The following is a 23763-nucleotide window of genomic DNA, read 5'->3' as shown; positions in this document are numbered from 1 at the left end:
GGCTTTGTACGAATCCCGAATCACGCATGTCTAATCCCGGCTTCATCACCACCCCATCTTCATGAACCACAACGCCGCGATCGCGTCGAGGATGATGACCAGGGAAATCGTCTGCACCACCGAGGACGTGGTGCGTTCGCCCACCGATTGCGCGGTGCCGCTGACTTTGAGCCCTTCCAGGCAGCCGATCAGGCCGATCACCAGCGCAAACAGCGGCGCCTTCGAGAGCCCGACCAGGAAATGCCGCAACTGGATGGTTTCGTGCATGCGCGCCAGATACATCTGCGGCGGAATATCCAGGTCGAACGCGCCCACGGTGACGCCACCGGCCAGGCCGGCGATCATCGCGATGAAGGTCAGCAGCGGCAGGGTGAAGATCAGCGCGAGCAGGCGCGGGATCACCAGCAGGTCGATCGGGTCCAGGCCCAGGGTGCGGATCGCGTCCACTTCCTCGCGCGATTTCATCGCGCCGATCTGCGCGGTGAAGGCGCTGGCGGTGCGGCCTGCCAACACAATTGCCGTCAGCAGCACCGCGAATTCGCGCAGGAAGGCGATGGACACCAGCTCCACCACGTAAATTTCCGCACCGAAGTCGCGCAGGATGGTCGAGCCCAGGAAGGCGATCACCGCGCCCACCAGATACGACAGCAGCACCACCAGCGGCACCGCGTCCAGGCCCACCTGCTCCATGTGATGCACGGTGGAGGTTAGCCGGAAGCGCCGCGGCTCGTGGATCAGCCGCATGATCTTGACCAGGTTTTCGCCCAGAAAACTGTTCAACTCCAAGATGTCCTGGCCGACGCGATGCGTGGCCCGGCCCAGGCGGTCGAGCGCGGCGACGAAGCCGTAATCGCGTTTGGGCTTGGGGCGCTCGTCGTTGAGTTCCTCGATGGTGCACACCAGTGCCTGGTGCTCATCGCGGAAATCGATCGCGTCTTCCTTCAGGCCCATGCGGCCGGCAAAGCGCAGCAGCTGCAGTACGCCGGCCGAATCCAGCTGCTGGATGCCGCGCGCGTCGATGCGGCGCACCCCGTCGGGTACGGCCTGCAGCAGTTCTGCCTGAGGCAGGGCGGTCGCCAGGACCCAACTGCCAGCGAGGCGGACCTGTGCCTGATCCTGCGAGTCTTGTTCGATGCGTGGAGGTTGCGGTTTGATCATGGGTGGCCTGTCCGTGGCGCCAGCATACAGGGCCAATGTGAGCGACGGATGGGGACGCAACCACAGCGGTGTGCCGATGGCCGTCGATGAGGGCGCCGGCTACGCGCGCTGCGGCATACACTGGCGGCCTCGCCGGACACGGCGTTTCTCCGATCCGACCCGCCACGCATGTCCGCTGCCACCGTCGTCCTCCCGTCCGCCAGCGCCACCTACGCCCAGCGCGTCGCCTTCGTGTCCGAAATTGCCGGGCGCCTGCATTCCTATGGCACCACCGCGCAACGGCTGGAAGCAGCGGTGGTGGGGTTGTCGCAGAAGCTGGGCCTGGACTGCGAGCCCTGGTCCAACCCCACCGGCATCATCCTGAGCTTCAGCGACCCCACCAAGGCGATCGGTTCCAGCGACATCACCCGGGTGATTCGCCTGGCGCCGGGCGAAAACGATCTCTACAAGCTCAGCGTGGCCGACTATGTGGCCGACAGCGTGGCCAACGGCCGCATGAGCATCGCGCAAGGACACACCGCATTGCGCCGGCTGGACCGCGAGGTGGACCGGCGCGGCAAGACCCTGCAGGTGCTGGCGTTCGGGCTGGCCGCCGCCGGCGTGGCCGGGCTCTGGAAGCTGCCATGGCTGGATATCGCCACGGCCGGGGCGATCGGCATGTCGATCGGCCTGCTCACCCAGTACACCGACAAGCGCGCTGCCACCAAGGAAGCCGGCGAGGCGCTGGCCGGTCTGCTGGCGGGCGTGGTGGCCGCGCTGGTGGCCTCGCTGATCGGGCCGTTGAACCTCAACACGGTGATCATCGCCTCGCTGGTGGTGCTGCTGCCCGGCATGTCATTGACCAATGCGTTCAACGAGCTGGCCAGCCAGCACTGGGTCTCCGGCACCGCGCGTCTGGCCGGTGCGGTCACCACGGTGCTCAAGCTGACCGTAGGTGCGGTCATTGCGGTGACCCTGACCCAGCTGGTTGGCCTGCATCCCCAGGTGGCCGCGCTGCGGCCGCAGGCCGGCTGGGTGGAATGGGCCTCGCTGGTGGTGGCCGCTTATGCGTTCGCGGTGCTGTTCAAGGCCAATCGACGCGATTATTTATGGATCATGGCGGCGGCCATGTCAGGTTATGTCATCGCGCGTTATGCAGGACATGCCTGGGGTGGTCCGGCCGGGGTATTCGCTTCGGCAATGGCATTGACCGCTGCGGGCAATTTATTCGGGCGCGTGGTCCACAAGCCCGGTGCGCTGATCCGGTTGCCCGGCATCATCATGCTGGTTCCCGGGAGCGTCAGTTTGCGTGGCTTTTTGACCTTGGTGCAGCAACAGGATGTCAGCGTCGGACAAGCCGCACTCTTGGCGGTGACCAATATCGTGATGGCATTGATGGCCGGATTGCTGTTTGGCAATCTGCTCATTCCGGCCCGCAAGAATTTATAAGGGCAAACACCCCGCAATAAAAACGCCGGCATGGCCGGCGTTTTTATTGGTTTGAATCAGGCAGCCTTGGACTTCTTGGCGGCGCGCTTGGTGACGGCCTTGCGCGGCGAGGCCTTCTTGGCGGTTGCTTTTTTCGCACCGCCGACCTTGCTGATCAGGAAGTCTTCCACCTTCTTGCCGGCGGCGGTCAACTCGGCCAGCCAGCGCGGCTGCTTGCCACGGCCGGTCCAGGTTTCCTGGGCGTTGGCGGGGTTGCGATACTTCGGCGGCACCTTGCCCAGCTTGCGGCCGGCACGCGGACCCGGCTTGCCGGCACCCGCCGGACGGCCCGGACCGGCACTGGCAGAAGCGCCAAACAATTCTTCGATGGAATAACCCTGGGCTTTTGCAGCGCGGACCAGCTGCGTGCGGACCTTGGCGATCGGCGCGCGCTTGGCAACCACGGTCTGCTGCTTCTTTGCATTTTTGATCAGGGCGCTCAACTGCTTGGCCGACAGGCCACTAAGATCGATCGACATCACTGCTCCGGAAGATGAGAGAAAAAGAATGCCGGTCCATGGCAGCGGTGGCCATCATAAAGTGAGAAAACCGGTGTGACAAATGCGCCGAAATAATTCGGCGCTTTGTGTTCATCCATTTGAAGCCGATACCCGGGGTTTGATCAATGCGCCAGGCGGGAGAATAACGCTGCTTTATCCAGGCTTTCCGCTGCATCGGCGGTACGGGCGCGATATTCAAATGTGCCAGCCGCCAATCCACGTTCCGAGACCACCACCCGATGCGGAATGCCCAGCAGTTCCATATCGGCGAACATGGCGCCCGGGCGCAGTCCGCGATCGTCCAGGGCGGCATCCAGGCCGGCGGCAAGCAATTGGTCCAGCAAGGCCTGGGCGGCGGCGAGCACCTGTGGGTCCTGCTTGGGATTGATCACGCAGACCACCACCTGCCACGGCGCCATTGGCGCGGGCCAGATGATGCCGGCATCGTCGTGGTTCTGTTCGATCGCCGCGGCCACGATGCGCGAAATGCCGATGCCGTAGCAGCCCATCTTCATCACCGCCGCCTTGCCGCCTTCGTCGATGACAGTGGCTTGCAGCGCCTGCGCGTACTGGCTGCCAAGCTGGAACACATGGCCCACCTCGATGCCGCGAGCCAGGCGCAGTTCACCGCCGTCTGCCGCGCGTTCGCCTTCGACCACGTTGCGCACATCGGCCACGGTTTCCGGTTCGGGCAGGTCGCGGCCCCAGTTGACGCCGACCAGGTGGGCGCCGGACACATTCGCGCCGACCACGAAATCGACCAGTGCGGCGACATCGCGGTCGGCCACCACGCGCACCGGGCGCGCGGTGTTGACCGGGCCCAGGAAGCCCGGCTCGCAGCCGAGGTGTTCGCGGATTTCGCTTTCGTTGGCCAGGCGGTAATCGGCCAGACCGGGCACCTTGGCCAGCTTGATCTCGTTGACCGCGTGGTCGCCACGCACCAGTACCAGCACAAAGCCGGCCTGGGTCATCACCGCCACCGACTTGACCGTGCGCTGCAGCGCGATGCCGAGCAACTGGGCCACGTCTTCGCAGGTCTTCTGGGTGGGCGTTGCCACCTGCTGCATTGCTTCGCTGGCCGCGGCGCGCGGGGCCGGCGGTGCCGCACTGGCGGTTTCCACGTTGGCGGCGTAATCGGAACCGGTGGAGAACGCCAGCGAGTCCTCGCCGGAGTCGGCGATGACGTGGAATTCCTGCGATGCATCGCCGCCGATGGCGCCGGAATCGGCCTGCACGGCGCGGAAATCCAGTCCCAGGCGGGTGAAGATACGCGTATAGGCGGCGCGCATGTTGTCGTATTCGCGCGCCATGTCCTCGTCAGTGAGATGGAACGAATACGCGTCCTTCATCAGGAACTCGCGCGCACGCATCACGCCGAAGCGCGGGCGGATCTCATCGCGGAATTTGGTCTGGATCTGATAGAAATTCAGCGGCAGCTGCTTGTAGCTGTTGATTTCCTGGCGCGCGAACTCGGCCGCGGCCTCTTCGGCGGTGGGGCTGTAGCAGAACTCCTGTTCCTTGCGGTCCTTGATCTTGAGCAGCTGCCCGCCGAACTTCTCCCAACGCCCGGTAGCGTCCCACAGCTCGCGCGGCTGGATGGTGGGAAACAGCACTTCCACTGCGCCGGCGCGGTTCATCTCTTCGCGCACGATGGCTTCGACCTTGCGCAACACGCGCAGGCCCAGCGGCGACCAGGTGTACAGCCCGGAGGCCAGCTTGCGGATCATGCCCGCGCGCAGCATCAGACGGTGGCTGACCAACTCGGCGTCGGCCGGGGTTTCCTTGGTGGTGTGCAGGTGGAACTGGGAAAGACGCATCGGGCTTCGCTTGGGCGGAAAGCCGCTAGTTTGCCAGTCTCGCGCCCTGCCGGTCATCGCCAGGCGCGCGTTGCCGGCTGTCGCTGGCCAGCGCAGGCCCCTGCGGGGCGGCTCGAATGGCAGGCTTGCCGGCGCATGTGCGCCGTAGGCCGCGCGGTCGTCCGCACGTATCCATCACCGGTGCCGGGCGCTCATGCGGCCCCGGGGGCACGCTTTCTACCACCTACGCATGTGTTGCCATCAGGTCGGGCGCGCTGACGCTGCCGGTGGCCGCGGCACCAGGCGCTGAACCCCAGCCCTGCGGCGGGACGGCAACTCCCGTCCCCCTGGGAGCTTTTCCCGGCTCAGGTGGCCGGGCCGCCTGGGGCTGCCGGCTTGCAATAGGCCTTGACGGCGGCGTCGGCCAGGTTCCTCTGGGTCGCACGGGTTTCCTGGTCCAGGACGGCGCCAGGCTTGCCATCGGCGCCGGCCGCCATGGAGACCTCGCCCTTGCCGCTGAGCAGTTCCAGATTGCGGCGCGCGGTGAGGCAGTCGGCCGATTCGGGCGCGGCCGTCTCTGCTGCAGCGATGGCGGCGGTGCCGCTGCGCGCATCGATTCGGCGCGCTTCATAGCGCTGGCCGGTCGGTGGCGGGGTTTCGGTGTAGTGGGTCACGCCCTTGGCGTCCTTCCACTTATAAAGATCGGTCGCGCCGGCGGCGGCGCTGACCAGCATCAACAGGGCGCAAAGCCCGGACGACAGCTGCATGTGGCTTCCCCTGGATGATTCCCGCCGCGATTGCAGCATCCGCAGCGGGCGCTGGCAAGTGATGGGCGCGCAGGGCGCTGAACCAGCCAGCGCGCTACCGCCGGACAGACCTCAGGCCCTACACTTGGCGGATGGATGAGATGAGACCGCCCCCGCGCTCGCGCACGATTTACCTGCTGCCGAACCTGTTCACCACCGCCGGGCTGTTTTCCGGTTTTTACGCCATCATCGCCGCCGCCAATGGGCAGTTCGTCCAGGCCGCCATGGCGGTGTTCGTGGCTGCGGTGATGGACGGGCTGGATGGCAGGGTGGCGCGTCTGACCAATACCAGCAGCGAATTCGGTGTGCAGTACGACTCGCTGGCCGATCTGGTCAGCTTCGGCATGGCGCCCGCGCTGGTGATGTACCACTGGTCGCTGTCGGCACTGAAGTACGACAGTAGCGTGATGGGCCGGGTCGGTTGGTCGGCTGCCTTCCTGTATGCGGCCTGCGCGGCGCTGCGGCTGGCGCGCTTCAACACCCAGGTCGGCGTGGTCGACAAACGCTGGTTCATCGGCCTGGCCAGCCCGGCGGCGGCTGGTCTGATGATGTCCTTCGTTTGGGCCTTCGCCGACGACAGCCTGGGCTTCGATGGCGAGCAGCTGCGCTATGTGGCGCTGGCGGTCACGGTGGTGGCGGCGTTGCTGATGGTCAGCCGGATCCGGTTCTGGAGCTTCAAGGGCGGCGCGCGCGGCCCGCGTGCCGACCGCGTGCCGTTCCTGGCGCTGGCGATCGCCACGGTGGTGATTGCGCTGTTGGTGATCGATCTGGCGCGCTCGTTGCTGGTGATCGGGGTTCTGTACGCCTTGTCGGGTCCGTTGATGTGGTTGTGGCGACGCTGGCGGCGCGTGCCCGAGCTGCCATGAGCCGGTTTTTGTGAGCGAGGCGATGAGCGAGCCGATGTGGTCCGAACTGCAGGTATCGTATCTGCAGGCGTTGGGGCACACCGTGTATCTGGACCGCGCTGCGGTCGATGCATTGCCGGCGCCTGTCGAGGTTGCCGAGCGCGCACCCACGGCCGCACCGACGCGTATGGAGCGTGCGCCGTACCCTGCAACGGCCAATGCGCCCGTTGCGCGGCGGAATGCACCGGCGGCACCGGCCCAAGCGCCCCGCGCGCCCAGCACTGCGCCAGCGTCGGCGCCGCAACGGCGCAGCCGTGTCGGCATGCCGGATCGCCTGCAGATGGCCTTGCTGCGCGCGTCCGGCTGCAATCCGGGCGATCCTGCGACCCAGGCCTTGATGGCCTCCTGGCCGCTGGCGGAACTGCGCGGCAATCCGGCCGCCAAGCGCGCGCTGTGGCCGCAGCTGCGCGCGCTGCGTCGGCGCCGGGACCCGGCGTGAGCGCATTGAACGCGCCGCAACCCACCTCGCTGCGCGCCATGCGCGAGAGCGACCTGGATGCGGTGATGGAGATCGAGCTGCGCGCCTATCCATTTCCGTGGACGCGCAACATCTTTCGCGACTGCCTGCAGGCCGGCTACCCCGGCTGGGTGATGGAGCAGGGCGGCCGTGTCATCGGCTATGGCGTGATCAGTATCGCCGCCGACGAGGCGCACGTGCTCAACGTCTGCATCGCACCGGAGGCGCAATCGCAAGGACACGGTCGCGTGTTGCTGCGCGCGCTGATCAAGGGCGCCTGCGATCGCGGTGCGCGGCGCGCGTTCCTGGAAGTGCGCCCGTCCAATCCATCGGCGATCGCGCTGTACCACTCCGAAGGCTTCAACGAAATCGGCCGGCGCCCGCGCTATTACCCATCCCACACCGGGCGCGAAGACGCGTTGGTGATGGCGATCGAATTGTTCTTCGAAGGGTTTTCCTGAGCGCACGCACTCGTCGTTGAGGATGCGGCTGGTTGGCGTCGCTGCGGTGCGCGGTTGCTGCGCTGGATGCCGGCGCTGATGGTTTTTCGATTCGATGCTTGCGCTGAGCGGTTGCATGACGCACCTGCGCATGGCGCGTGCGGTATCACGCTTGCCCAACGGGCTGGTCTTGCGCACTACCACGCGGCTTGATGAGGTCCGCAGCGACACGGTGGCCCAATTGATTAAGGGCAGCGCTGACCCATGCGTATCAAAACGCATGGGGTCAACACAATGCTGCGCCTGTGCAATCGATCCCAACGTGGTCATGTGGAATGCCGGCAACACTGCGGCGATGGGTTTGCGCTTCGCGCAGGGTGTTGGCAGATACGGCCGTCTGCGAGGTGGCGAATGTTTCGCCATGGGCCGATAAGCGCTTTTTTCGTTGCGGTTTATGTCCAATGCCGCAGCGCGGCAATGGATTGCAACGACGAGCACGTCGAAAAATACAGGTATTTGCACGGTGGCGTGCCTTCTCGCGTGGCACCCCGCATGGCGTGACACCCAATCTTGCTGCGTTGCAGTGTCCTTGCGCTGTCTCCGCGTGTCCTGATCGCAGCGTTTTGTCTCTTCTTTTGTGTCTCGCAAGCGTTTGCGTGATTACGCATGCATATCCGAAAAACGTCTAGATACAAGCGGTTGCAATGCTCCTAGTATCGGCTCCGCGGAATGGAATATTCCACAGCTGAATAATACGTTCCGAGTCTGCTGGACCAGGGGTGCGCCGCTGCGCGGCGCATCGAACCCATCTGAGGGAGAGATCAAGATGAAGCCGAAATTTTCGACGGCGGCCGCCGCGTCGCTGTTCGTTGGGTCGTTGCTGCTCACCGGCGTTGCCTATGCCGATGCGGCGTTGGAGGTTGCAACCACGGGCTGGGCAACCCAGAACGGCGGCACCAAGGGCGGCTCCAAAGCGGCTGCCGCCAATATCTACACCGTCAAGAATGCCGCCGAGTTGAAAGCTGCATTGAGCGCAAGCGTCGGTAGCAACGGACGCATCATCAAGGTCAGCGGCATCATCGATATCAGCGAAGGCAAGCCGTACACCAAGACCTCGGACATGAAGTCACGTGCGCGCCTGGATATTCCGACCAAGACCACCTTGATAGGCATCACCAGCAACGCGGAAATCCGCGAAGGCTACATGTACGTCAAGGCCAACGACGTCATCATCCGCAACCTCACCATCGAAAATCCATGGGACCCGGAACCGGTCTGGGACCCGGATGACGGCAGCGCCGGCAACTGGAATGCGGAGTACGACGGCCTGACCGTGGAAGGCGCCAGTAACGTGTGGGTGGACCATGTCACCTTCACCGATGGCCGCAGGACCGACGATCAGAACGGCACCGCCAATGGCCGTCCGAAGCAGCACCACGACGGCGCGATGGACATCAAGAAAGGCGCCAATTTCGTCACGGTCTCGTACTCGGCCTTCAAGTCGCACGAGAAGAACAACCTGATCGGCTCCAGCGACAGCGCGTCCAGCACCGACAGCGGCAAGCTCAAGGTCACCATTCACAACACCCTGTTCGAAAACATTTCTGCGCGCGCCCCGCGTGTGCGCTTCGGTCAGGTGCATCTGTACAACAACTACCACGTCGGCAGCACCAGCAATAAGGTCTATCCGTTCTCTTACGCGCATGGCGTGGGCAAGGAGTCGAAGATCTTCTCCGAGCGGAACGTGTTCGAGATCAGCGGTGTCAGCAGCTGCGACAAGATTGCCGCCGACTATGGTGGCAGCGTGTATCGCGATCAGGGTTCCCTGCTCAATGGCAAGGCGCTGTCGTGCTCGTGGAATACCAACATCGGCTGGACCCCGCCCTATACCTACAACCTGCTCTCGGCCGACAAGGTCGCTGCAGACGTCAAGGCCAAGGCAGGCGCCGGCAAGCTCTAACCGCCACTGGTTGCAGGGCTGCAAAGTCAGCGCCGCACGTCGTTGCACAACGCCCGCAGTGATGCGGGCGTTGTGCGTTCCGCGTGGCGATGTGGGGTCTCACGGAAGTAGCGGCGTTGCAACGGGCAGTCGGGAGCTGCTTGCAACACTCTTACCCATCCATGCCTATCCATGATCGCTGGACGCGCTGCAGGTACATCCTTGCCGGTCCCTGCGTGGCGTCCATGCTGCGTCAGCTGCCGTACGCAATGACGGCGCTACGCACTCGCCAAGGCCCTGCAACCGTGCAGGGCGCCTGGCGTCGCTCAATCCTGCGCGGTGTTATTGGCTGCCTGGCCCGGGGTACAGACCGGCTTCAAGCGCTTGTCCACCAGCTTGCCCATGAGCCGGTCGCTGAGCGGCAGCATGTCGCCGTTGAGGCGCCAGTCGTAGATCACGCTGAAGGCCAACACGCGCGCGACATAGTCGCGGGTTTCCTTGTAGCTGATGGTTTCGATCCAGAAGTCCGGCTCGAAATTCGGCCGCTGCGACTGCCAGCGCCCGGTGGGGCCTGGACCTGCGTTGTAGGCGGCAATGGTGAGGTAGGGCAGTCCGTAGGTGTTGAGCAACTGGCGCAGATACGCCGTGCCGATGGCGATGTTGGTGTCCGGCTCATAGAGGCTGGTGGCACCCGCATAGCCGGGTAGGGCGATCCCCTTGGCGACGGCCGCGCCAGTGCCAGGCAACACCTGCATCAGGCCCATTGCGTTGGCCGGCGAGCGCGCGCGCGGATTGAAGATGCTTTCGGCACGAATTTCCGCAGCCACCCAGGCTGGGTCGATCGCATTCTTGGCGGCCTCGCGACGAATGCTGTCGTCGTGGTGCAGCGGAAAACGCAACGCATACAGCCGTTGTTCGTCCGGCTGCTTGCCGAGCGCGAACACCGCACGGTCGAACCAGCCGTTGTCGCCGGCAACTTCCACTGCCAGACGGCGCTGGGTGTCGTCGAAGCGGGTGGCGGCATCGTTCCATTCGGCCACGGCCCAACCGGGGCGGTCGATCTGAAATAACGCGATTGCGCGGACCAGGGCCGGGTCGCGCGCAACAGCGGCCTTCGCCTGCGCGCTGTCGTTGGGCTCCCAGGGGCACAGCCGGTAAGGCTGCTGCAGGCGGTCGGCGGCCAGGAATCCGTGGAAGGTCGGCGATTGCGCGGCGGCGCGATACAGCGGCTGGGCCGCCGCAGCAGCGCCGGTCTTTTCGGCCAGGCGGGCTTCGAAGTACTGCCAACGTGAGTCGCTGCGCTGGCTCGCCGGCATCTTGCGAATCGCGGCCAATGCCGCCGGCCAATCGCCGCGCGACATCGCCTCACGTGCACGCCATTCGTGCAGGCGTTCGTCGTAGGACGCGTCCGGTACGGCATTGAGCCGACGCGCCGAGTCCGGCAGGTACGAGGCGACGGTCCACAATGCGATCTGGTACAGCACCTGCCCACGCTGCGCCTGGCTGAAGCCGAGCGCACCGGCAAGTTGCGGTAGCTGCTGCTCGGCAGCGTCGGGATCGCTCTTGGCCAACTTGGCCAGCCCGTCCACCGCGATGCGGCGGCTGCGCTCGGTCTTGGGCCAACCTAGTGCACGCGGGTGGACCTTGTCGAGAAATGCAGCGTAATCGGTGGCCAGGGCCAGATCGGCGGCGGGTAGCCCGCGTGCGGCCGTACGCATGATTGCAGGCTGTTGTGCATCGGCAGCAGCTTCCACACGTTCCCAGCGCAGCGCCGGCGTGAGTTCACCGCGCGATTCCAGCCCGGCAACCACTGCATCGCAAGCATCGGGCAGCGCCTTGCCGTTGCGCCACAGCGTCAGCGCATCGCGGCTCCATTGGGCATCGGCCTTGCCAGTGGCCAGGCGCGCGGTCAGTTGCGCGCAGCGCAGGCCAACGTTGTCGGTGGACTTCCAGTTGGCCAGCAGCGTGTTCCAGTCCTGCCGCCGCGCCACTGCCGGCAACCACGTGCTGCGGAAGCTTTCAGCCACAGGCTGGCCGGCGTAGCGCTGCAAGAATGCTTGCGCCTGCGCGTTGGAGACAGTGTCGATAGTGCGCTTGAGCGTGGCAAATTCCAGCCATCCATACAGCGGATGGCGGCTCAGCGCAGCGAGCTGACCGGCATCGGTCTGGCCGCGCTCTGCGGCCGCGATGGCATCGCGCATTGCAGTCAGCTGCGGGTCGAGGGTTTGCGCGTGCAATGCGGTGCTGCCAAGGCACAGCAGGCCGATGAAAACAGTGGCAAGGCGGGGGGCATAAGTCATGAAGTGATGATACCCAAGCACGCCTGAGCGCCTGAGTGAATGCGCGTCGCTTGCGCGTGATGGTGAGGAAAGTCTTCGCTTGCAAGCGCTATGGGTCGAGCACGCGCGTGCGTGCAGATGACACCTTGTTGCGACCGCTGTCGCGCGGTGCGCTGCTGCACCGCCAGTTGCGATGCGTTAATGTTTCGTTTAAGAATTGGGAAGGACCGCAGGGCACGGGGGCGTGCGGACACTCAAGAATCCTTCTGGAGAGAGAAAGGATGAAGCGTCTGATTGGCCCCCGTCGGTCATGCCTGGCCGTGCAGTTGTCGTTGTGTCTGATTCCCACACTGGCCTGGGCGCAACAGCCCGAGGCCGCACCGAACACGCGTACGCTCGACAGCGTGCAGGTCACCGGCACGCGCATCAAGACCGCGGAATTGCAGGGCCAGGTACCGATCCAGACGCTCAATCGCGCCGATATCGAACGCACCGGCCTGACCTCCATCGGCGAAGTGCTGCAGGAGCTCACCGCGTCCGGTTCGGCGCTCAACGCCAAGTTCAATTCGTCCGGCAACTTCGGCTTTCCGCCCGATGGCAGTGGCGTGGGTGCAGGCTCGGCGCAGGTGGATCTGCGCCATCTCGGTTCCAAGCGTGTGCTGGTGCTGGTGGATGGCATTCGTTGGGTCAATGAATCCTCCGCCTCCGGCGTGGGTTCGTCGACCGATCTCAACACCATTCCGCTGGCGATCGTCGAGCGCATCGAAGTGCTCGAAGACGGCGCATCGTCGCTATACGGCTCGGATGCGATTGCCGGTGTGGTCAACATCATCACCCGTCGCACGTTCGACGGTGCGCAGGTCACGCTCAACTACGGGCAGTACGGCAAGGGCGATGGCGCCAACCAGGGCATGGATCTGGCCTGGGGTAAAAGCGGAGAGAATTTCAGCCTGTTTTTGGGCGCCAGCTACGTCAAACAGGATCCGATCTATGCGCGCGATCGTGCGCAGGCCCGCTTCCCGATTCCTGGCACCGGGCTGACCTTCGCCAGCTCGGCAACGCCGGATGGCCGCTTCCAGTTCGTCGATCCCAACACCGGCGTGCGCCAGAACCTTACGCCCAATGCCGGCGTGGGCACACCGCAATACGATGGCGGCGGCGGTTGCACGCGCAGCGACGACTATCACTGCTTCGGCACCGCAGACCGCTACAACTTTGCCGAGCAGAACCTGTTGCTGACGCCGTCCGAGCGCAAGGGCGTGTTTGCACAGTTCCGCTATTACTTCAACGACGACGTGCAGTGGTACGTCAAGGCGTTGGGCAACCGGCGCGAATCGACCAACCAGGCCGCACCGGAGCCCATCTTCCTCGGGCCCGATGCCGGTACCGGCAACCCGTTGGCCGACAATATCGTGATCTCCGCGCTCAATCCGTTCAACCCGTTCGGATTCGATCTGGATTCGGCCACCAATCTGATCCAGATCGGTCGCAGGCCGGTGGAAGGCGGGCCGCGGCGTTACGAGCAACAGGTCGATACCCAATATTTCGGCACCGGCCTGGTCGGCACGTTCGAAGGCGCAGGGCGGACCTGGTTCTGGGACGTCAACGGCATGTACAGCAAGAACAAGGCCGAGCAGACCAACTACGGCAGCTACAACCTCTACAACATCAACCTGGCGCTGGGCGACCCGGCTGCCTGCGCGGCCGTGGCCGGCTGCGTGCCGCTGGATATCTTCAGCGGTGCCGGCAGCATCACGCCGGAGATGTTGCGCTGGATCCAACCGGTGGTGCGCGACCGCAGCCAGAACGAATTGAGCCTGTTCACCGCCAATCTCAGCAGCGAGTTGTTCCAGTTGCCCGGCGGTGCGGTGTCGTTCGCCAGCGGTTACGAATACCGCAAGTACGAAGGCTCTTATCAGCCCGATCCGCTCACCGTGGCCGGGCGTTACAACGGCGTGCCCTCCTTACCCACGGCAGGCAGCTACGACGTCAACGAAGCCTATCTCGAACTCAATATTCCGATCTTCGCCAACTCGGCATTGGGCGACAAACTCGATCTGAATATCGCCGGGCGCTATTCGGACTATTCGACATTCGGTGGCGAATTCACGCCCAAGTACGGCCTGCGTTGGCAGGTCACCGATGAGTTCGTGTTGCGCACCAGTTATGCCGAGGGCTTCCGGGCGCCCACCATCGGCGAGCTGTTCGGTTCGGCGGCGCGTGCGGACCTGCAGTTGTCGGACCCGTGCTCGATCGGTCTGGGCGGTACGGCGCCGCGCGGCAGTGCGGCCAACTGCGCAGCACTCGGTGTGCCTGCCGGTTATCAGCAGGCCAACCAGCAGATCTCGGTCACCACCGGCGGTAACGCGCAACTCGATCCAGAGCGTTCGCGCAGTTTCAGTGCGGGCTTCGTCTTCAGCCCGGGATTTGCGAGCGATGCCAGCTGGTCCGACCGCCTCGACCTGGAGGTGACCTTCTATCGCCATCATGTGGATGGCGCGATCCAGGCGATCAATGCGCAGACGCAGCTGGATCTGTGCGTGGATACGCTGGATGCGTTGTACTGCGATGGCATCGGGCGGGCATCCACCGGCGGCATCAACGCCTTCAATAACCGCTTGACCAACCTGGGCTCGATCAAGACCGACGGCTGGGACGTGGATCTATTCTGGACCTTGCCGCAAACCGCATTCGGGCGCTTCAAGCTATCGTGGCAGAACACCTTGGTAGGCCGCTACGAGGCGCTGGGTGCGGCGGGTCAGCGACAGCCGCAAGGGCCGGGCATCGAGGTGGTGGACAGCGCAATTCCGGAGTGGACCAGCAACGCGGTATTGGATTGGTCGCTGGGTAACTGGACGGCTTCGTGGACTGCGCGGCACATTTCCAAGCTCACCGAGCAGTGCGGTGACGCGGTGGAGTTTGCGGTGTGTTCGGATCCGTCGGTGGGAACCAACCGCTTGGATGCGATCACCTATCACGACGCGCACGTGGGCTATCGCATCGATTGGCTCAAGGGCCTGCAACTCACGGCCGGCCTGAACAACGTCTTCGACAAGGATCCACCGATCTGCCTGTCGTGCTCCCTCAATGGTTACGACGCATCCACCTACGATATTCCCGGCGGACGCTTCTGGTATGCGCGTGTGGATTTGAAGTTCTAGTCCAACGGTGCCTGGCTGGTGCGATGCGTTGGCAAAACGGCACTGGCGCTGCGGCTTTCCTGCAGGGTCCTCGCCCGCCCACCATCGCAGGACACGCCGCAAGTACGTCCTTGTAGGCTCCTTGGCAGCATCCATGCCGCCAAGGGTCCCGCGACGGTGGGCGGGCAAGGACCAGTCGAGCTGGTCGGTGCGTATGTCTGCAATCAAGACATGACGGACATGCTGATGTAACGGCTGGTCCCGCAAGCGGCGAGGGCACTACGCCCTCGATACGCTAGCAGCTGATCAACCGCTTCAGATCTTGGCGCGCTGCTCGCGCAGGCCGGTGAGCTGCGTGGTCCAGTCGTTCAAGCGCGCACGCTCTTGTTCGACCACGGCGGCCGGTGCGTTCTGCACGAAGGTGGCGCTGCCGAGTTTGCCGTTGCACTTGGCGATCTCGCCTTCCACGCGCTTGATTTCCTTGTCCAGGCGAGTGCGTTCGGCATCCATGTCGACCAGGCCTTCCAATGGCACCAGCAGCGTGAGTTCGCCGACGATGGCGGCGGCCGACGGCGGTGTGTCCTGGCCAGCGTCCAGCCAGTCGATGCGTTCGAGTTTGAGCAGGAACGACAGCTGCGAGGCGAAGCGGGCAACGCGCGGGCGGTCGTCGGCAGTGCCGGCCTGCAGCAGCAGGCGCACCTGCTTGGACGGTGGCACGTTCAATTCGCTGCGCACGCGACGCAGCGCCGACACCATCGACTTGAGCCATTCGACATCGGCTTCAGCGGTGGCATAGCTGCTGGTGTCGACATCGCCGGGCTGCGGGAAGCTCTGCAACGAGATCGTCGCAGTGGTGATGCCCAGGCGCGGCGCGACCTGCTGCCACAACTCTTCGGTGACGAATGGGGTGAGCGGGTGCAACAGGCGCAGCAACGACTCCAGCACATACAGCAGCGTGTGGCGCGTACTGGCGGCCGCGTCGGCGTCCTGGTTGTTGAGCGCCGGCTTGGCCAGCTCCACGAACCAGTCGCAGAACGCGTTCCAGGCGAATTCGTACAACGACTGCGCGAGCAGGTCGAAGCGATAGTTGGCGTAATGCGCGTGGGTTTCTGCGGTGGCCTTGTCCAGGCGCGCCAAAATCCACTTTTCCGCTTCGGTGCGCGGCTGCGGCACGCCGGTAAAGCGTGCGCCTTCGGTGTTCATCAACACGAAGCGCGTGGCGTTCCACAGCTTGTTGCAGAAGTTCTTGTAGCCCTCGGCGCGGCCCAGATCGAACTTGATGTCGCGGCCATGCGTGGCCAGCGCGGCGATGGTGAAGCGCAGCGCATCGGCACCGTGGGCGATGATGCCGTCCGGGAATTCCTTGCGCGTGGCTTTTTCGATCTTCTCGGCCATGCGCGGCTGCATCAGGCCATGGGTGCGCTTGGCGACCAGATCCTCGATGCTGATGCCGTCGATGATATCCAGCGGATCGAGCACGTTGCCCTTGGACTTGGACATCTTCTGGCCTTGCGCATCGCGAATCAGGCCGGTGATGTAGACATCGCGGAACGGCACCTGGCCGGTGAAGCTGTCGGTGGCCATGATCATGCGCGCCACCCAGAAGAAGATGATGTCGAAGCCGGTCACCAGCACGCTTGAAGGCAGATAACGCTCGAAGCCGCGCTCGGCCATCGCCTGCGCATCCGGCCAGCCCAGCGTGGAGAATGGCCACAGCTGCGAGGAGAACCAGGTTTCCAGCACGTCGCTGTCCTGGTGCAGCGCAATCTCCGCACCCAGGCCATGTTTGGCGCGCACCTGCGCTTCGTCATGGCCCACGTAGCACTTGCCGGCCTCGTCGAACCACGCCGGGATGCGATGGCCCCACCACAGCTGGCGGCTGATGCACCAATCCTGGATGTTCTCCATCCAATGGCGATAGGTGTTGATCCAGTTCGGCGGCACGAACTTGATCCGGCCGCTTTCGACCAGCTCCAGTCCGCGCTTTGCCAGCGCATCCATCTTCACGAACCACTGGTCGGTGAGGTAGGGCTCGATCACCTGGCCGGTGCGATCGCCGCGCGGCACCTGCAGCTTGTGCGGTTTGGTTTCCACAAGGATGCCCAGGTCTTCCAGCTCGGACAGCACCAACTTGCGCGCGTCGTAGCGATCCAGCCCGCGATACTTATCTGGAATAGCTTCCAATCCGTGAGCGTCTCTGACGCCCGACGCGAAAGGTGCGGTGCGATCGGAACTTGGGATGACGTGCTGGTCAGGGCCGCCAATGATTTTGGCTTCCGGGGTCAGGATGTTGATCATCGGCAGCGAGTGCCGCACACCCACCTGGTAATCGTTGAAGTCATGCGCCGGCGTGACCTTGACCACGCCGGTGCCGAAGGCGCGGTCGACGTAATCGTCGGTGATCACCGGCACGTGTCGGCCGGTCAGCGGCAACACGATGCGGGCGTCATGCAGCGTGAGATAACGCGCATCTTCCGGGTGCACCATCACCGCGGTATCGCCCAGCATGGTTTCCGGGCGCGTGGTGGCCACCACCAGATAATCGCGGGTTTCGCGCAGCGTCTCGTTGCCGTCGGCGTCGTGCTCGACGTGTTCGTAGCTGACGCCATCGGCCAGCGGGTAACGGATCGACCACAGGAAGCCGTCTTCTTCGACGTTTTCCACTTCCAGATCCGAGATCGCGGTCTTCAGCACCGGGTCCCAGTTGACCAGGCGCTGGCCACGGTAGATCAGACCCTGCTCGTACCAGCGCACGAACGCTTCGTTGACCGCCGCTGACGGCTGCGGATCCATGGTGAAGGTGCTGCGCGACCAATCGCTGGAGGTGCCCAGCCGGCGCATCTGGCGCTCGATGGTGTCGCCGGATTCGGCCTTCCATTCCCACACTTTGGCAATGAAGCCCTCGCGCCCCAGCGAATCGCGCGTTTCGCCTTTGCCTTCCAATGCCAGATTGCGCGACACCACCATTTCAGTGGCGATGCCGGCATGGTCGGTGCCCACCTGCCACAAGGTGTCGTACCCGCGCATGCGGTGATAGCGCACCAACGCATCCATCAACGTCTGCTGAAACGCGTGGCCCATGTGCAGCGTGCCGGTCACGTTCGGCGGCGGCAGCAGCACGGTGTACGGCTCACCCTTGCCGGACGGCACGAAATAACCGGCTGCCTCCCACTGCGCGTACAGGCGCGATTCGAAGGAAGAGGGGTCGTAGCTGGAGGCGAGGGTGGTCATAGGGGCGCCGGGATTCGTTGTTCGGGATTCGGGATTGGTTGCGTCATGGGGCCGGCGAGAGTCACCGGCAATCCACTCGTCAACGTCGGTGTTCGTGCTGCGGAGCGAAGATCGGCTGTCTGAGGTTGGATGCAGTCGTTGGAGACGCAAGATCTGCTTTACGAATCCCCAATCCCAACTCCCCAATCCCCGCCGCACTCACATGTCGTACTTGGTCAGTTCCAGGCCCAGGGCCTTGTACTGTTTCCAGCGTTCGCGCAGCGGTTCGCGGGCGGCGGGGTCGGCCGGCACCACTTCGAGCACGCGGTCGCAGGCGCCCAGGTAGGGGTCGTCGCGCAGGTTGATCACCAGCGGGCGCGAGGGGGCGGCGAACTCCGGGGCGGCAATCAGCACCGGGGCCAGTTCGTCTTCCTCATCGGTGCCGGCGATCTGGTGCGGCACGTAGGCCTCGTCGTCGAACGCCCACAGCAGGTCGTCCAGCGCCTCGGCCTGCTGCGTATCGCGGGCCAGGATCAAGGTGGGCAGGTTGGCGTCGTTGGCCTTGCGCGCCAGCTCGCAGACCAGCCGCAGCGGTTCGTTGAGGAAGCGCGGCTTGGCGATCAGGTAGAAGTCGGCACGGGGCATCAGGCGGTCACAAAGCGGGAGGAGAGCAACAATTCGGTGGTCATGCCGGCGGCCACGAACAGGGCCGCACAGCCGAGCACGGCCAACAGCAGGCCGCCGAATGCGCGCAGGCGGCGCCCGGGCGGGCGCGAACGGTACAGGTACACCGGCAGGAACAGCACGGCCAAGGCCACGATGCCGATATTCATCCAGGCCGGCCGGCGGTAGCCAAGCCGGCGGCTGTCGGCCGCCAGCCACACAAACAACAGCAACAGCTGCACGACGATCCAGAGCAGATCGATGCCGGGGCTGGTCCAGCCCGGCACCACGCTGGCGGCTCCGTTCACGACGGAGAAGCCAGCGATGAGCGCCAGTGCAGCGCGCGGCGACATCAGGCGGCGCGATCCAGCAACCACTGGGTCAGCAGACCGACCGGGCGACCGGTGGCCATGCCGCGCTTGCCTTCGTCGCTGGCCACGCCGGCGATGTCCAGGTGCGCCCAGCGCTGGTTCTCGGTGAATCGCGACAGGAAGCAGCCGGCGGTGATGGCGCCGCCCCAGCGGCCGCCGATGTTGTAGACGTCGGCGAAGGTGGAATCCAGCAGGCCCTGGTATTCGTCCCACAGCGGCAGGCGCCAGGCGCGGTCGAACACGTGCTCGCCGGCGGCCAGCAGTTCGTTGGCCAGGTCGTCGTGCTTGCTCATCAGCCCGGCTGTCTGGTGACCCAGCGCCACCATGCAGGCGCCGGTCAGCGTGGCCACGTCCACCAGCGCCTCGGGATTGAAGCGCTCGGCGTAGGTCAGTGCATCGCACAGGATCAGGCGGCCTTCGGCATCGGTATTGCCGACTTCGATGGTCTTGCCGGACATACTGGTGATCACGTCCGACGGGCGGTACGCGTTGCCGTCGATGGCGTTCTCCACCGCCGGCACCACCACCACCAGGTTGATCGGCAGCTCGGCCTTGACCGTGGCCACGAAGGTGCCGATGACGTTGGCGCCACCGCACATGTCGTACTTCATTTCCTCGATGCCGCCCTGCGTCTTGAGGTTGACGCCGCCGGTATCGAAGGTGATGCCCTTGCCGACCAGCACGTACGGGCGCGCGTCGCCGCCGCCGTTCCACTTCAGCACGATCAAGCGCGGGCGGTTGGCCGAGCCGCGTGCCACCGACAGCAGCGAGCCCATGCCCAGCGCTTCCATCTGCGCCTCGTCCAGGATCTCGGCTTCGGCACCCGGGAACTTGCCGGCAAATGCCGCGGCGGTCTCGGCCAGGTAGGCCGGGGTGCAGTAGTTCGGCGGCAGGTTGCCCAGCTCGCGGGCGAATTCCACGCCTTCGGCGGTAGCCACGCCCACGGCGAGCGCGCGGGCGTCGTTGCCGGCAATCGCCAGGGTGGTCAGGCCGGTCTCGTCCACCTTCTTCTTGCCCAGTGTGGCGGTGTAGCGGTAGGCGGCATGGTCGCTGACGGTCACCGCCTGGCGGATGTTCCAGGCCGCATCGCGGGCCTTGACGCTGAGTTCGGTCAGGGTGAGCAGGGCGGTGCCGACCGCGCCGGTCTTCAGCGCGCGGGTCGCATCGCCGACGGCCTTGAGGTAGGGCGCCACGCCGAACTTGCCGGCTTCGCCCAGGCCGACCACCAGCACGCGCGGCGCGGTGACGCCGGGCAGGTCGTGCAGCAGCGTGGTGCTGCCGGTCTTGCTGGCCACGTCGCCGCGCGCGACCAAGGCCGTCAAGCGACCCTGACTGGCGCTGTCCAGCGCCTGGGCAGCGGGCGAAAGGGTCTTGTCGGCGAACACGCCAACCACGATGCAGTCGACGGCAGCGCTTGCCGGCGCGTCTTGGTTCAGGGTGAATTGCAGGGCCATTGATCAGATTCCGTAGGCAAATCCGTACAATCGCGGGCTGTTTACGCCAACCGGACTAGGCTGGCGGCGCCGCGAACGAATCCGAGAGTTTAAAACAAGCCCACCCCATGCCGAAGCTCGATCGATACCTGCTTAGCGATTTCACCCAGAGCTTCCTGGCCACCTTGATCGTGCTGCTGGTCGTCAGCGTCGGCGGCGTGCTGGTGGATATCCTCGGCAATATCGCCGACGGCCGCATCCCGGCGCGCTTGCTGCTGTCGCAGGTAGGGCTGCAATTCGTGGCGTATCTGCCCATCATCCTGCCGCTGGCCTTGATGCTGGGCCTGCTGCTGGCACTGGCGCGGCTGTACCGCGATTCAGAAATGGCCGTCATTACCGCCATTGGCGTGGGCCCCAGGCGCATGCTGCGGCCGATGCTGATGCTGGTGGTGCCGGTGGTGGTGGTCATCGGGTTGTGCTCGCTGTGGCTGGGCCCCTGGGCGAGCCGTACCGCCGAGGCGATGCTGGAAGATGCCAACCGCAGCGTGCTGATGGCCGGCCTGGAGTCGGGCCAGTTCACGCCGTTGTCCGGCGGCGGGGTGGTCTACCTGCAAACGATCTCTGCCGACGGCAAGGGCCTGGGCAAGGTCTTCATGCAGCGCCAGCAGAACGACCGCATCGATGTGGTCACCGCCGACCGCGGCGCGATGTTCTTCGAAGGCAAGACCGACCGTTACCTGCGCCTGGACGATGGCTACCGCACCGAGGGCCCGGCGAGCGGCGCGACCCTGGACTACCGCTTGATGAAGTTCGCCAGCAGCGATATCGCCCTGCCAGACCGCACCCGCGTGCACGATGCCAACGACCCTGAAGTGATGTGGACCACCCAGCTGCTGTCCGACGAGCGCCCTGCCGCGCGCGCCCAGCTGCATGAGCGCCTGGCGCCGCCGTTGCTGGCGCTGGCGTTTGCCTTGCTCACCTTGCCGTTGTCGCGCAGTGCGCCGCGGCAACAGCGTTATGGCCGGATCATGCTGGCGTTTCTGGCCTACATGGTGGGCACCAATCTGATGATCGTCGGCACCCAGTGGATCGCCAATGGCAAGACTCCGGCGGCGCTGGGCCTGTGGTGGTTGACGCTGCCGCTGCTGGCCGTGGCGGTGTGGGCGTATGCGCGCGATGGCCGCGTGCGTCGGCCGGGGGCGCGCGCATGAAGCTGACGCCGCGGGTCCACGATTGGTATGTCGGTCGCGTGGTGCTGTTCACCGTGCTGCTGACCTGGGCGGTGCTGCTGGGGCTGGATCTGGTCAACGCCTTCGCCAGCGAAGCCAAGAACATCGGGCAGGGCAGCTACACCTTCGGGCACGCGGTGGCTTACGTGGCCTACACCGTGCCGCGCCGGGCCTATACCTTGTTCCCGACTGCCGCGGTGATTGGCGCGCTGATGGGCCTGGGCCAGTTGGCCGCCACCTCCGAGCTGACGGCGCTGCGCGCGCTGGGCGTGTCGCGCAAGCGCATGTCCGCCTCGGTTGTCGCAGCGATGGCGCTGCTGACCGCCAGCATGGTGATCAGTGGCGAAACCATCGGGCCGTGGGCACAGAATCAGGCCGACACGCTCAAGGCCAGTGCCCGCTTCAACAGCGATATGGCGTCTTCGCGCTACGCCGGGCTGTGGGCACGCGAGGGCGACACCTTCCTCAATGCATTGAGCGGTGAAGAGAAGCTGCTCGATGGCGGTGGCACTGCACTGGATCTGCACGATGTGCGGCTCTACCACCTTGATCCCAGTGGCAGGATGCAGCAGTTGACCTACGCCTCGGTGGCCGAACACCGCGACGGCCGCTGGACCCTGCGTCAGGTCCGTCGCGACACCTTCCAGGAACGCTCGGTGCAGCGCGAAACCTTTCCCGAATTGCCGTGGCAGTCGCAACTGAATCCTGCCGCGCTGGCCGCTGGCCTGGCCAAGCCGCGCAATCTTTCTGCGCACGATCTGGAGCAGAGCATCGAATACCGTCGCCGCAATGGATTGGACGCGCGCGATTACGAAGATCAGTACTGGAGCCGGTGGTTCTATCCGCTCAACGTGCTGGCGCTGTGCATGGCGGCAATCCCGTTCTCGTTCGGCTCGCTGCGCAGCGGTGGCCTGGGCAAGCGCCTGTTCCTGGGCATCCTGTTCGCGCTGGGTTTCTGGCTGCTGCAGCTGTTCTTCGGCCGCATGGCCGGCGCGCTCAAGCTGGATTACCGCATTGCCTATGCGCTGCCGCCCATGGTGATGCTGGGTGTGTCGGCGTGGTTGTTCCGCAGGCGTAGTAGCTGAGCGCATGCGGCGGGTAAGCGTGTTGGGTGTGGCGCTCTGCCTGCTGTATCTGGCGGCGGCTGCTTTTTGCGTGTGGGGAGCGCTCAGCGCTCAGGGCGATCCCAAGGGCCACTTCGTTCTGCTGCAACTGCCGTTGACGCCTCAGCTGATCGCACTGGATGCTCTCCACGCGGATGCCTGGTTGACCAACATGCCTTGGGCGACAAGTTATGCGTTGTTGGTTCCGCCATTTCTGGCAGTGCTGTATGCAGTTGGGCATGCGTTTCAGTGGCTGATTGCGCGCGTCTTCTTGGGCGCCAAATAAGCCGCAGCCTGGCTTGGTCACTGCCGCCGGCCCCATCCCACTCCAGGTGCAAGTCGCATGTATGGAACATACCGGAGCCTGGATATGGGGGTGATGGACTGCCGACCTGATTACTTCAATGGCCTGGCAGTCCGTTCCAGCCGTGTGTGACTCGCACGGTCGTGCCAGGTCAGCCGGTCGCGATCCAGCCACGCCCACCAGAACCCCAGCCCGCCCAGCGCCAGCGACAAGGTGCCGACGGCATAGCGGATCCACAGCGCACGCCATGACACCCGTGGGTCGATCAAGCGCAGCCGCCAGGGGCGCATGCCCAGCGTCTGCCCGCCGCGCCGCCAACTCACGGTGGCGTAGATACCTGCGGCGATCCAGCAGCACAGCCACAACAGCCATTGCCAGCCGCTGAAAGGCGCGATGTTTTCGCGCGCGGGGTGCCCGGCGAGCGTAAAGCCCAGCGTGAACACGGTGGAGATCAGCATCGACAGCGCCAGCACCGGCCAGGCGTCGTAGCACAACGCCAGCAGCCGCCAGCCCACCAGGGCAGGGGGGCGCGCAACGCGAGGCGAAGGGATCGAGGTCATGGC

General features: G+C 64.9%; 19 protein-coding genes. 9 read left to right on the top strand and 10 right to left on the bottom strand.

The window, feature by feature from the left end; genetic code table 11:
• Positions 1-45: 45 nt before the first annotated feature.
• Complete coding sequence (locus ACDH77_RS16825; protein WP_008576978.1) at positions 46-1158, bottom strand: MlaE family ABC transporter permease; 1113 nt, start codon at positions 1156-1158, stop codon at positions 46-48.
• 168 nt (positions 1159-1326) lie between these two features.
• Between ACDH77_RS16825 and ACDH77_RS16820 the strand changes: the two genes are divergently transcribed.
• The gene (locus ACDH77_RS16820; RefSeq protein ID WP_008576981.1) at positions 1327-2586 is read left to right on the top strand and encodes a threonine/serine exporter ThrE family protein; all 1260 of its coding nucleotides are present in this window, start codon (positions 1327-1329) and stop codon (positions 2584-2586) included.
• Between the two features lie 56 nt (positions 2587-2642).
• Here the strand turns inward: ACDH77_RS16820 and ACDH77_RS16815 are convergent, their stop codons facing one another.
• From ACDH77_RS16815 to ACDH77_RS16805, 3 genes are all read right to left on the bottom strand, one after another.
• Positions 2643-3104: an H-NS family nucleoid-associated regulatory protein gene (locus tag ACDH77_RS16815; protein ID WP_014091070.1), complete on the bottom strand. Its 462-nt coding sequence runs from the start codon at positions 3102-3104 to the stop codon at positions 2643-2645.
• Positions 3105-3247: 143 nt separating this feature from the next.
• Positions 3248-4942: a proline--tRNA ligase gene (locus ACDH77_RS16810; protein WP_031424390.1), complete on the bottom strand. Its 1695-nt coding sequence runs from the start codon at positions 4940-4942 to the stop codon at positions 3248-3250.
• A gap of 344 nt (positions 4943-5286) precedes the next feature.
• Positions 5287-5688 carry a DUF4124 domain-containing protein gene (locus tag ACDH77_RS16805; RefSeq protein ID WP_372177228.1) on the bottom strand — a complete coding sequence of 134 codons (402 nt, stop codon included), beginning with the start codon at positions 5686-5688 and terminating at the stop codon, positions 5287-5289.
• A gap of 131 nt (positions 5689-5819) precedes the next feature.
• Here ACDH77_RS16805 and pssA point away from each other — a divergent pair, with 131 nt between their 5' ends.
• The 4 genes from pssA to ACDH77_RS16785 all read left to right on the top strand — a co-directional run bounded on the left by pssA (position 5820) and on the right by ACDH77_RS16785 (position 9489).
• Positions 5820-6593 (top strand): CDP-diacylglycerol--serine O-phosphatidyltransferase, encoded by a 774-nt coding sequence (gene pssA, locus ACDH77_RS16800; protein WP_008576987.1) that lies wholly within the window; start codon positions 5820-5822, stop codon positions 6591-6593.
• 22 nt (positions 6594-6615) lie between these two features.
• Positions 6616-7071 carry an alanine acetyltransferase gene (locus tag ACDH77_RS16795; RefSeq protein ID WP_031424388.1) on the top strand — a complete coding sequence of 152 codons (456 nt, stop codon included), beginning with the start codon at positions 6616-6618 and terminating at the stop codon, positions 7069-7071.
• Positions 7068-7550 (top strand): ribosomal protein S18-alanine N-acetyltransferase, encoded by a 483-nt coding sequence (rimI, locus tag ACDH77_RS16790; RefSeq protein WP_007964194.1) that lies wholly within the window; start codon positions 7068-7070, stop codon positions 7548-7550. Before ACDH77_RS16795 ends, rimI begins: the two co-directional genes overlap by 4 nt.
• An 805-nt stretch (positions 7551-8355) precedes the next feature.
• Entirely contained in the window at positions 8356-9489 is a 1134-nt protein-coding gene (locus ACDH77_RS16785; RefSeq protein ID WP_008576993.1) for a polysaccharide lyase family 1 protein, read from the top strand.
• 305 nt (positions 9490-9794) lie between these two features.
• Here the strand turns inward: ACDH77_RS16785 and ACDH77_RS16780 are convergent, their stop codons facing one another.
• Positions 9795-11768, bottom strand: a complete 1974-nt coding sequence (locus ACDH77_RS16780) for a transglycosylase SLT domain-containing protein (RefSeq protein WP_031424383.1) — start codon at positions 11766-11768, stop codon at positions 9795-9797.
• Between the two features lie 260 nt (positions 11769-12028).
• Between ACDH77_RS16780 and ACDH77_RS16775 the strand changes: the two genes are divergently transcribed.
• On the top strand, positions 12029-14908 hold the full coding sequence (locus ACDH77_RS16775) for a TonB-dependent receptor plug domain-containing protein (protein WP_218488656.1): 2880 nt from the start codon (positions 12029-12031) through the stop codon (positions 14906-14908).
• Positions 14909-15202: 294 nt separating this feature from the next.
• Here the strand turns inward: ACDH77_RS16775 and ACDH77_RS16770 are convergent, their stop codons facing one another.
• From ACDH77_RS16770 to ACDH77_RS16755, 4 genes are all read right to left on the bottom strand, one after another.
• Positions 15203-18118 carry a valine--tRNA ligase gene (locus ACDH77_RS16770; protein WP_031424380.1) on the bottom strand — a complete coding sequence of 972 codons (2916 nt, stop codon included), beginning with the start codon at positions 18116-18118 and terminating at the stop codon, positions 15203-15205.
• A gap of 198 nt (positions 18119-18316) precedes the next feature.
• On the bottom strand, positions 18317-18742 hold the full coding sequence (locus tag ACDH77_RS16765) for a DNA polymerase III subunit chi (protein WP_008571796.1): 426 nt from the start codon (positions 18740-18742) through the stop codon (positions 18317-18319).
• Positions 18742-19113, bottom strand: coding sequence for a hypothetical protein (locus ACDH77_RS16760; RefSeq protein WP_218555524.1), 372 nt, complete (start codon positions 19111-19113; stop codon positions 18742-18744). Before ACDH77_RS16760 ends, ACDH77_RS16765 begins: the two co-directional genes overlap by 1 nt.
• Positions 19113-20585 carry a leucyl aminopeptidase gene (locus ACDH77_RS16755; protein WP_008571794.1) on the bottom strand — a complete coding sequence of 491 codons (1473 nt, stop codon included), beginning with the start codon at positions 20583-20585 and terminating at the stop codon, positions 19113-19115. The genes ACDH77_RS16760 and ACDH77_RS16755 overlap by 1 nt, the downstream gene beginning before the upstream one ends.
• A gap of 107 nt (positions 20586-20692) precedes the next feature.
• Between ACDH77_RS16755 and lptF the strand changes: the two genes are divergently transcribed.
• The 3 genes from lptF to ACDH77_RS16740 are packed head-to-tail and all read left to right on the top strand — an operon-like array spanning position 20693 to position 23182.
• Complete coding sequence (gene lptF / locus ACDH77_RS16750) at positions 20693-21775, top strand: LPS export ABC transporter permease LptF (RefSeq protein WP_008571793.1); 1083 nt, start codon at positions 20693-20695, stop codon at positions 21773-21775.
• The gene (lptG, locus tag ACDH77_RS16745; RefSeq protein WP_008571792.1) at positions 21772-22878 is read left to right on the top strand and encodes an LPS export ABC transporter permease LptG; all 1107 of its coding nucleotides are present in this window, start codon (positions 21772-21774) and stop codon (positions 22876-22878) included. Before lptF ends, lptG begins: the two co-directional genes overlap by 4 nt.
• A 4-nt stretch (positions 22879-22882) precedes the next feature.
• Positions 22883-23182: a hypothetical protein gene (locus ACDH77_RS16740; RefSeq protein WP_014091062.1), complete on the top strand. Its 300-nt coding sequence runs from the start codon at positions 22883-22885 to the stop codon at positions 23180-23182.
• 110 nt (positions 23183-23292) lie between these two features.
• On the opposite strand, the gene ACDH77_RS16735 is transcribed toward ACDH77_RS16740, so the two are convergent.
• Complete coding sequence (locus tag ACDH77_RS16735) at positions 23293-23760, bottom strand: RDD family protein (protein ID WP_031424375.1); 468 nt, start codon at positions 23758-23760, stop codon at positions 23293-23295.
• Between the last annotated feature and the right edge of the window lie 3 nt (positions 23761-23763).

Source organism: Xanthomonas axonopodis pv. maculifoliigardeniae, from assembly GCF_041519315.1.
Taxonomy (GTDB): Bacteria; Pseudomonadota; Gammaproteobacteria; order Xanthomonadales; family Xanthomonadaceae; genus Xanthomonas; species Xanthomonas euvesicatoria.
Note: the sequence above shows the minus strand (reverse complement) of the source record. Positions and strands in the feature narration are given on the sequence as shown.

What these genes read in the sequence shown, in the direction of transcription:
- ACDH77_RS16825 (WP_008576978.1), bottom strand. Translation starts at nt 1,158, where the DNA reads ATGATCAAACCGCAACCTCCACGCATCGAACAAGACTCGCAGGATCAG.
- ACDH77_RS16820 (WP_008576981.1), top strand. Translation starts at nt 1,327, where the DNA reads ATGTCCGCTGCCACCGTCGTCCTCCCGTCCGCCAGCGCCACCTACGCC.
- ACDH77_RS16815 (WP_014091070.1), bottom strand. Translation starts at nt 3,104, where the DNA reads ATGTCGATCGATCTTAGTGGCCTGTCGGCCAAGCAGTTGAGCGCCCTG.
- ACDH77_RS16810 (WP_031424390.1), bottom strand. Translation starts at nt 4,942, where the DNA reads ATGCGTCTTTCCCAGTTCCACCTGCACACCACCAAGGAAACCCCGGCC.
- ACDH77_RS16805 (WP_372177228.1), bottom strand. Translation starts at nt 5,688, where the DNA reads ATGCAGCTGTCGTCCGGGCTTTGCGCCCTGTTGATGCTGGTCAGCGCC.
- pssA (WP_008576987.1), top strand. Translation starts at nt 5,820, where the DNA reads ATGGATGAGATGAGACCGCCCCCGCGCTCGCGCACGATTTACCTGCTG.
- ACDH77_RS16795 (WP_031424388.1), top strand. Translation starts at nt 6,616, where the DNA reads ATGAGCGAGCCGATGTGGTCCGAACTGCAGGTATCGTATCTGCAGGCG.
- ACDH77_RS16785 (WP_008576993.1), top strand. Translation starts at nt 8,356, where the DNA reads ATGAAGCCGAAATTTTCGACGGCGGCCGCCGCGTCGCTGTTCGTTGGG.
- ACDH77_RS16780 (WP_031424383.1), bottom strand. Translation starts at nt 11,768, where the DNA reads ATGACTTATGCCCCCCGCCTTGCCACTGTTTTCATCGGCCTGCTGTGC.
- ACDH77_RS16775 (WP_218488656.1), top strand. Translation starts at nt 12,029, where the DNA reads ATGAAGCGTCTGATTGGCCCCCGTCGGTCATGCCTGGCCGTGCAGTTG.
- ACDH77_RS16770 (WP_031424380.1), bottom strand. Translation starts at nt 18,118, where the DNA reads ATGACCACCCTCGCCTCCAGCTACGACCCCTCTTCCTTCGAATCGCGC.
- ACDH77_RS16765 (WP_008571796.1), bottom strand. Translation starts at nt 18,742, where the DNA reads ATGCCCCGTGCCGACTTCTACCTGATCGCCAAGCCGCGCTTCCTCAAC.
- ACDH77_RS16760 (WP_218555524.1), bottom strand. Translation starts at nt 19,113, where the DNA reads ATGTCGCCGCGCGCTGCACTGGCGCTCATCGCTGGCTTCTCCGTCGTG.
- ACDH77_RS16755 (WP_008571794.1), bottom strand. Translation starts at nt 20,585, where the DNA reads ATGGCCCTGCAATTCACCCTGAACCAAGACGCGCCGGCAAGCGCTGCC.
- lptF (WP_008571793.1), top strand. Translation starts at nt 20,693, where the DNA reads ATGCCGAAGCTCGATCGATACCTGCTTAGCGATTTCACCCAGAGCTTC.
- lptG (WP_008571792.1), top strand. Translation starts at nt 21,772, where the DNA reads ATGAAGCTGACGCCGCGGGTCCACGATTGGTATGTCGGTCGCGTGGTG.
- ACDH77_RS16740 (WP_014091062.1), top strand. Translation starts at nt 22,883, where the DNA reads ATGCGGCGGGTAAGCGTGTTGGGTGTGGCGCTCTGCCTGCTGTATCTG.
- ACDH77_RS16735 (WP_031424375.1), bottom strand. Translation starts at nt 23,760, where the DNA reads ATGACCTCGATCCCTTCGCCTCGCGTTGCGCGCCCCCCTGCCCTGGTG.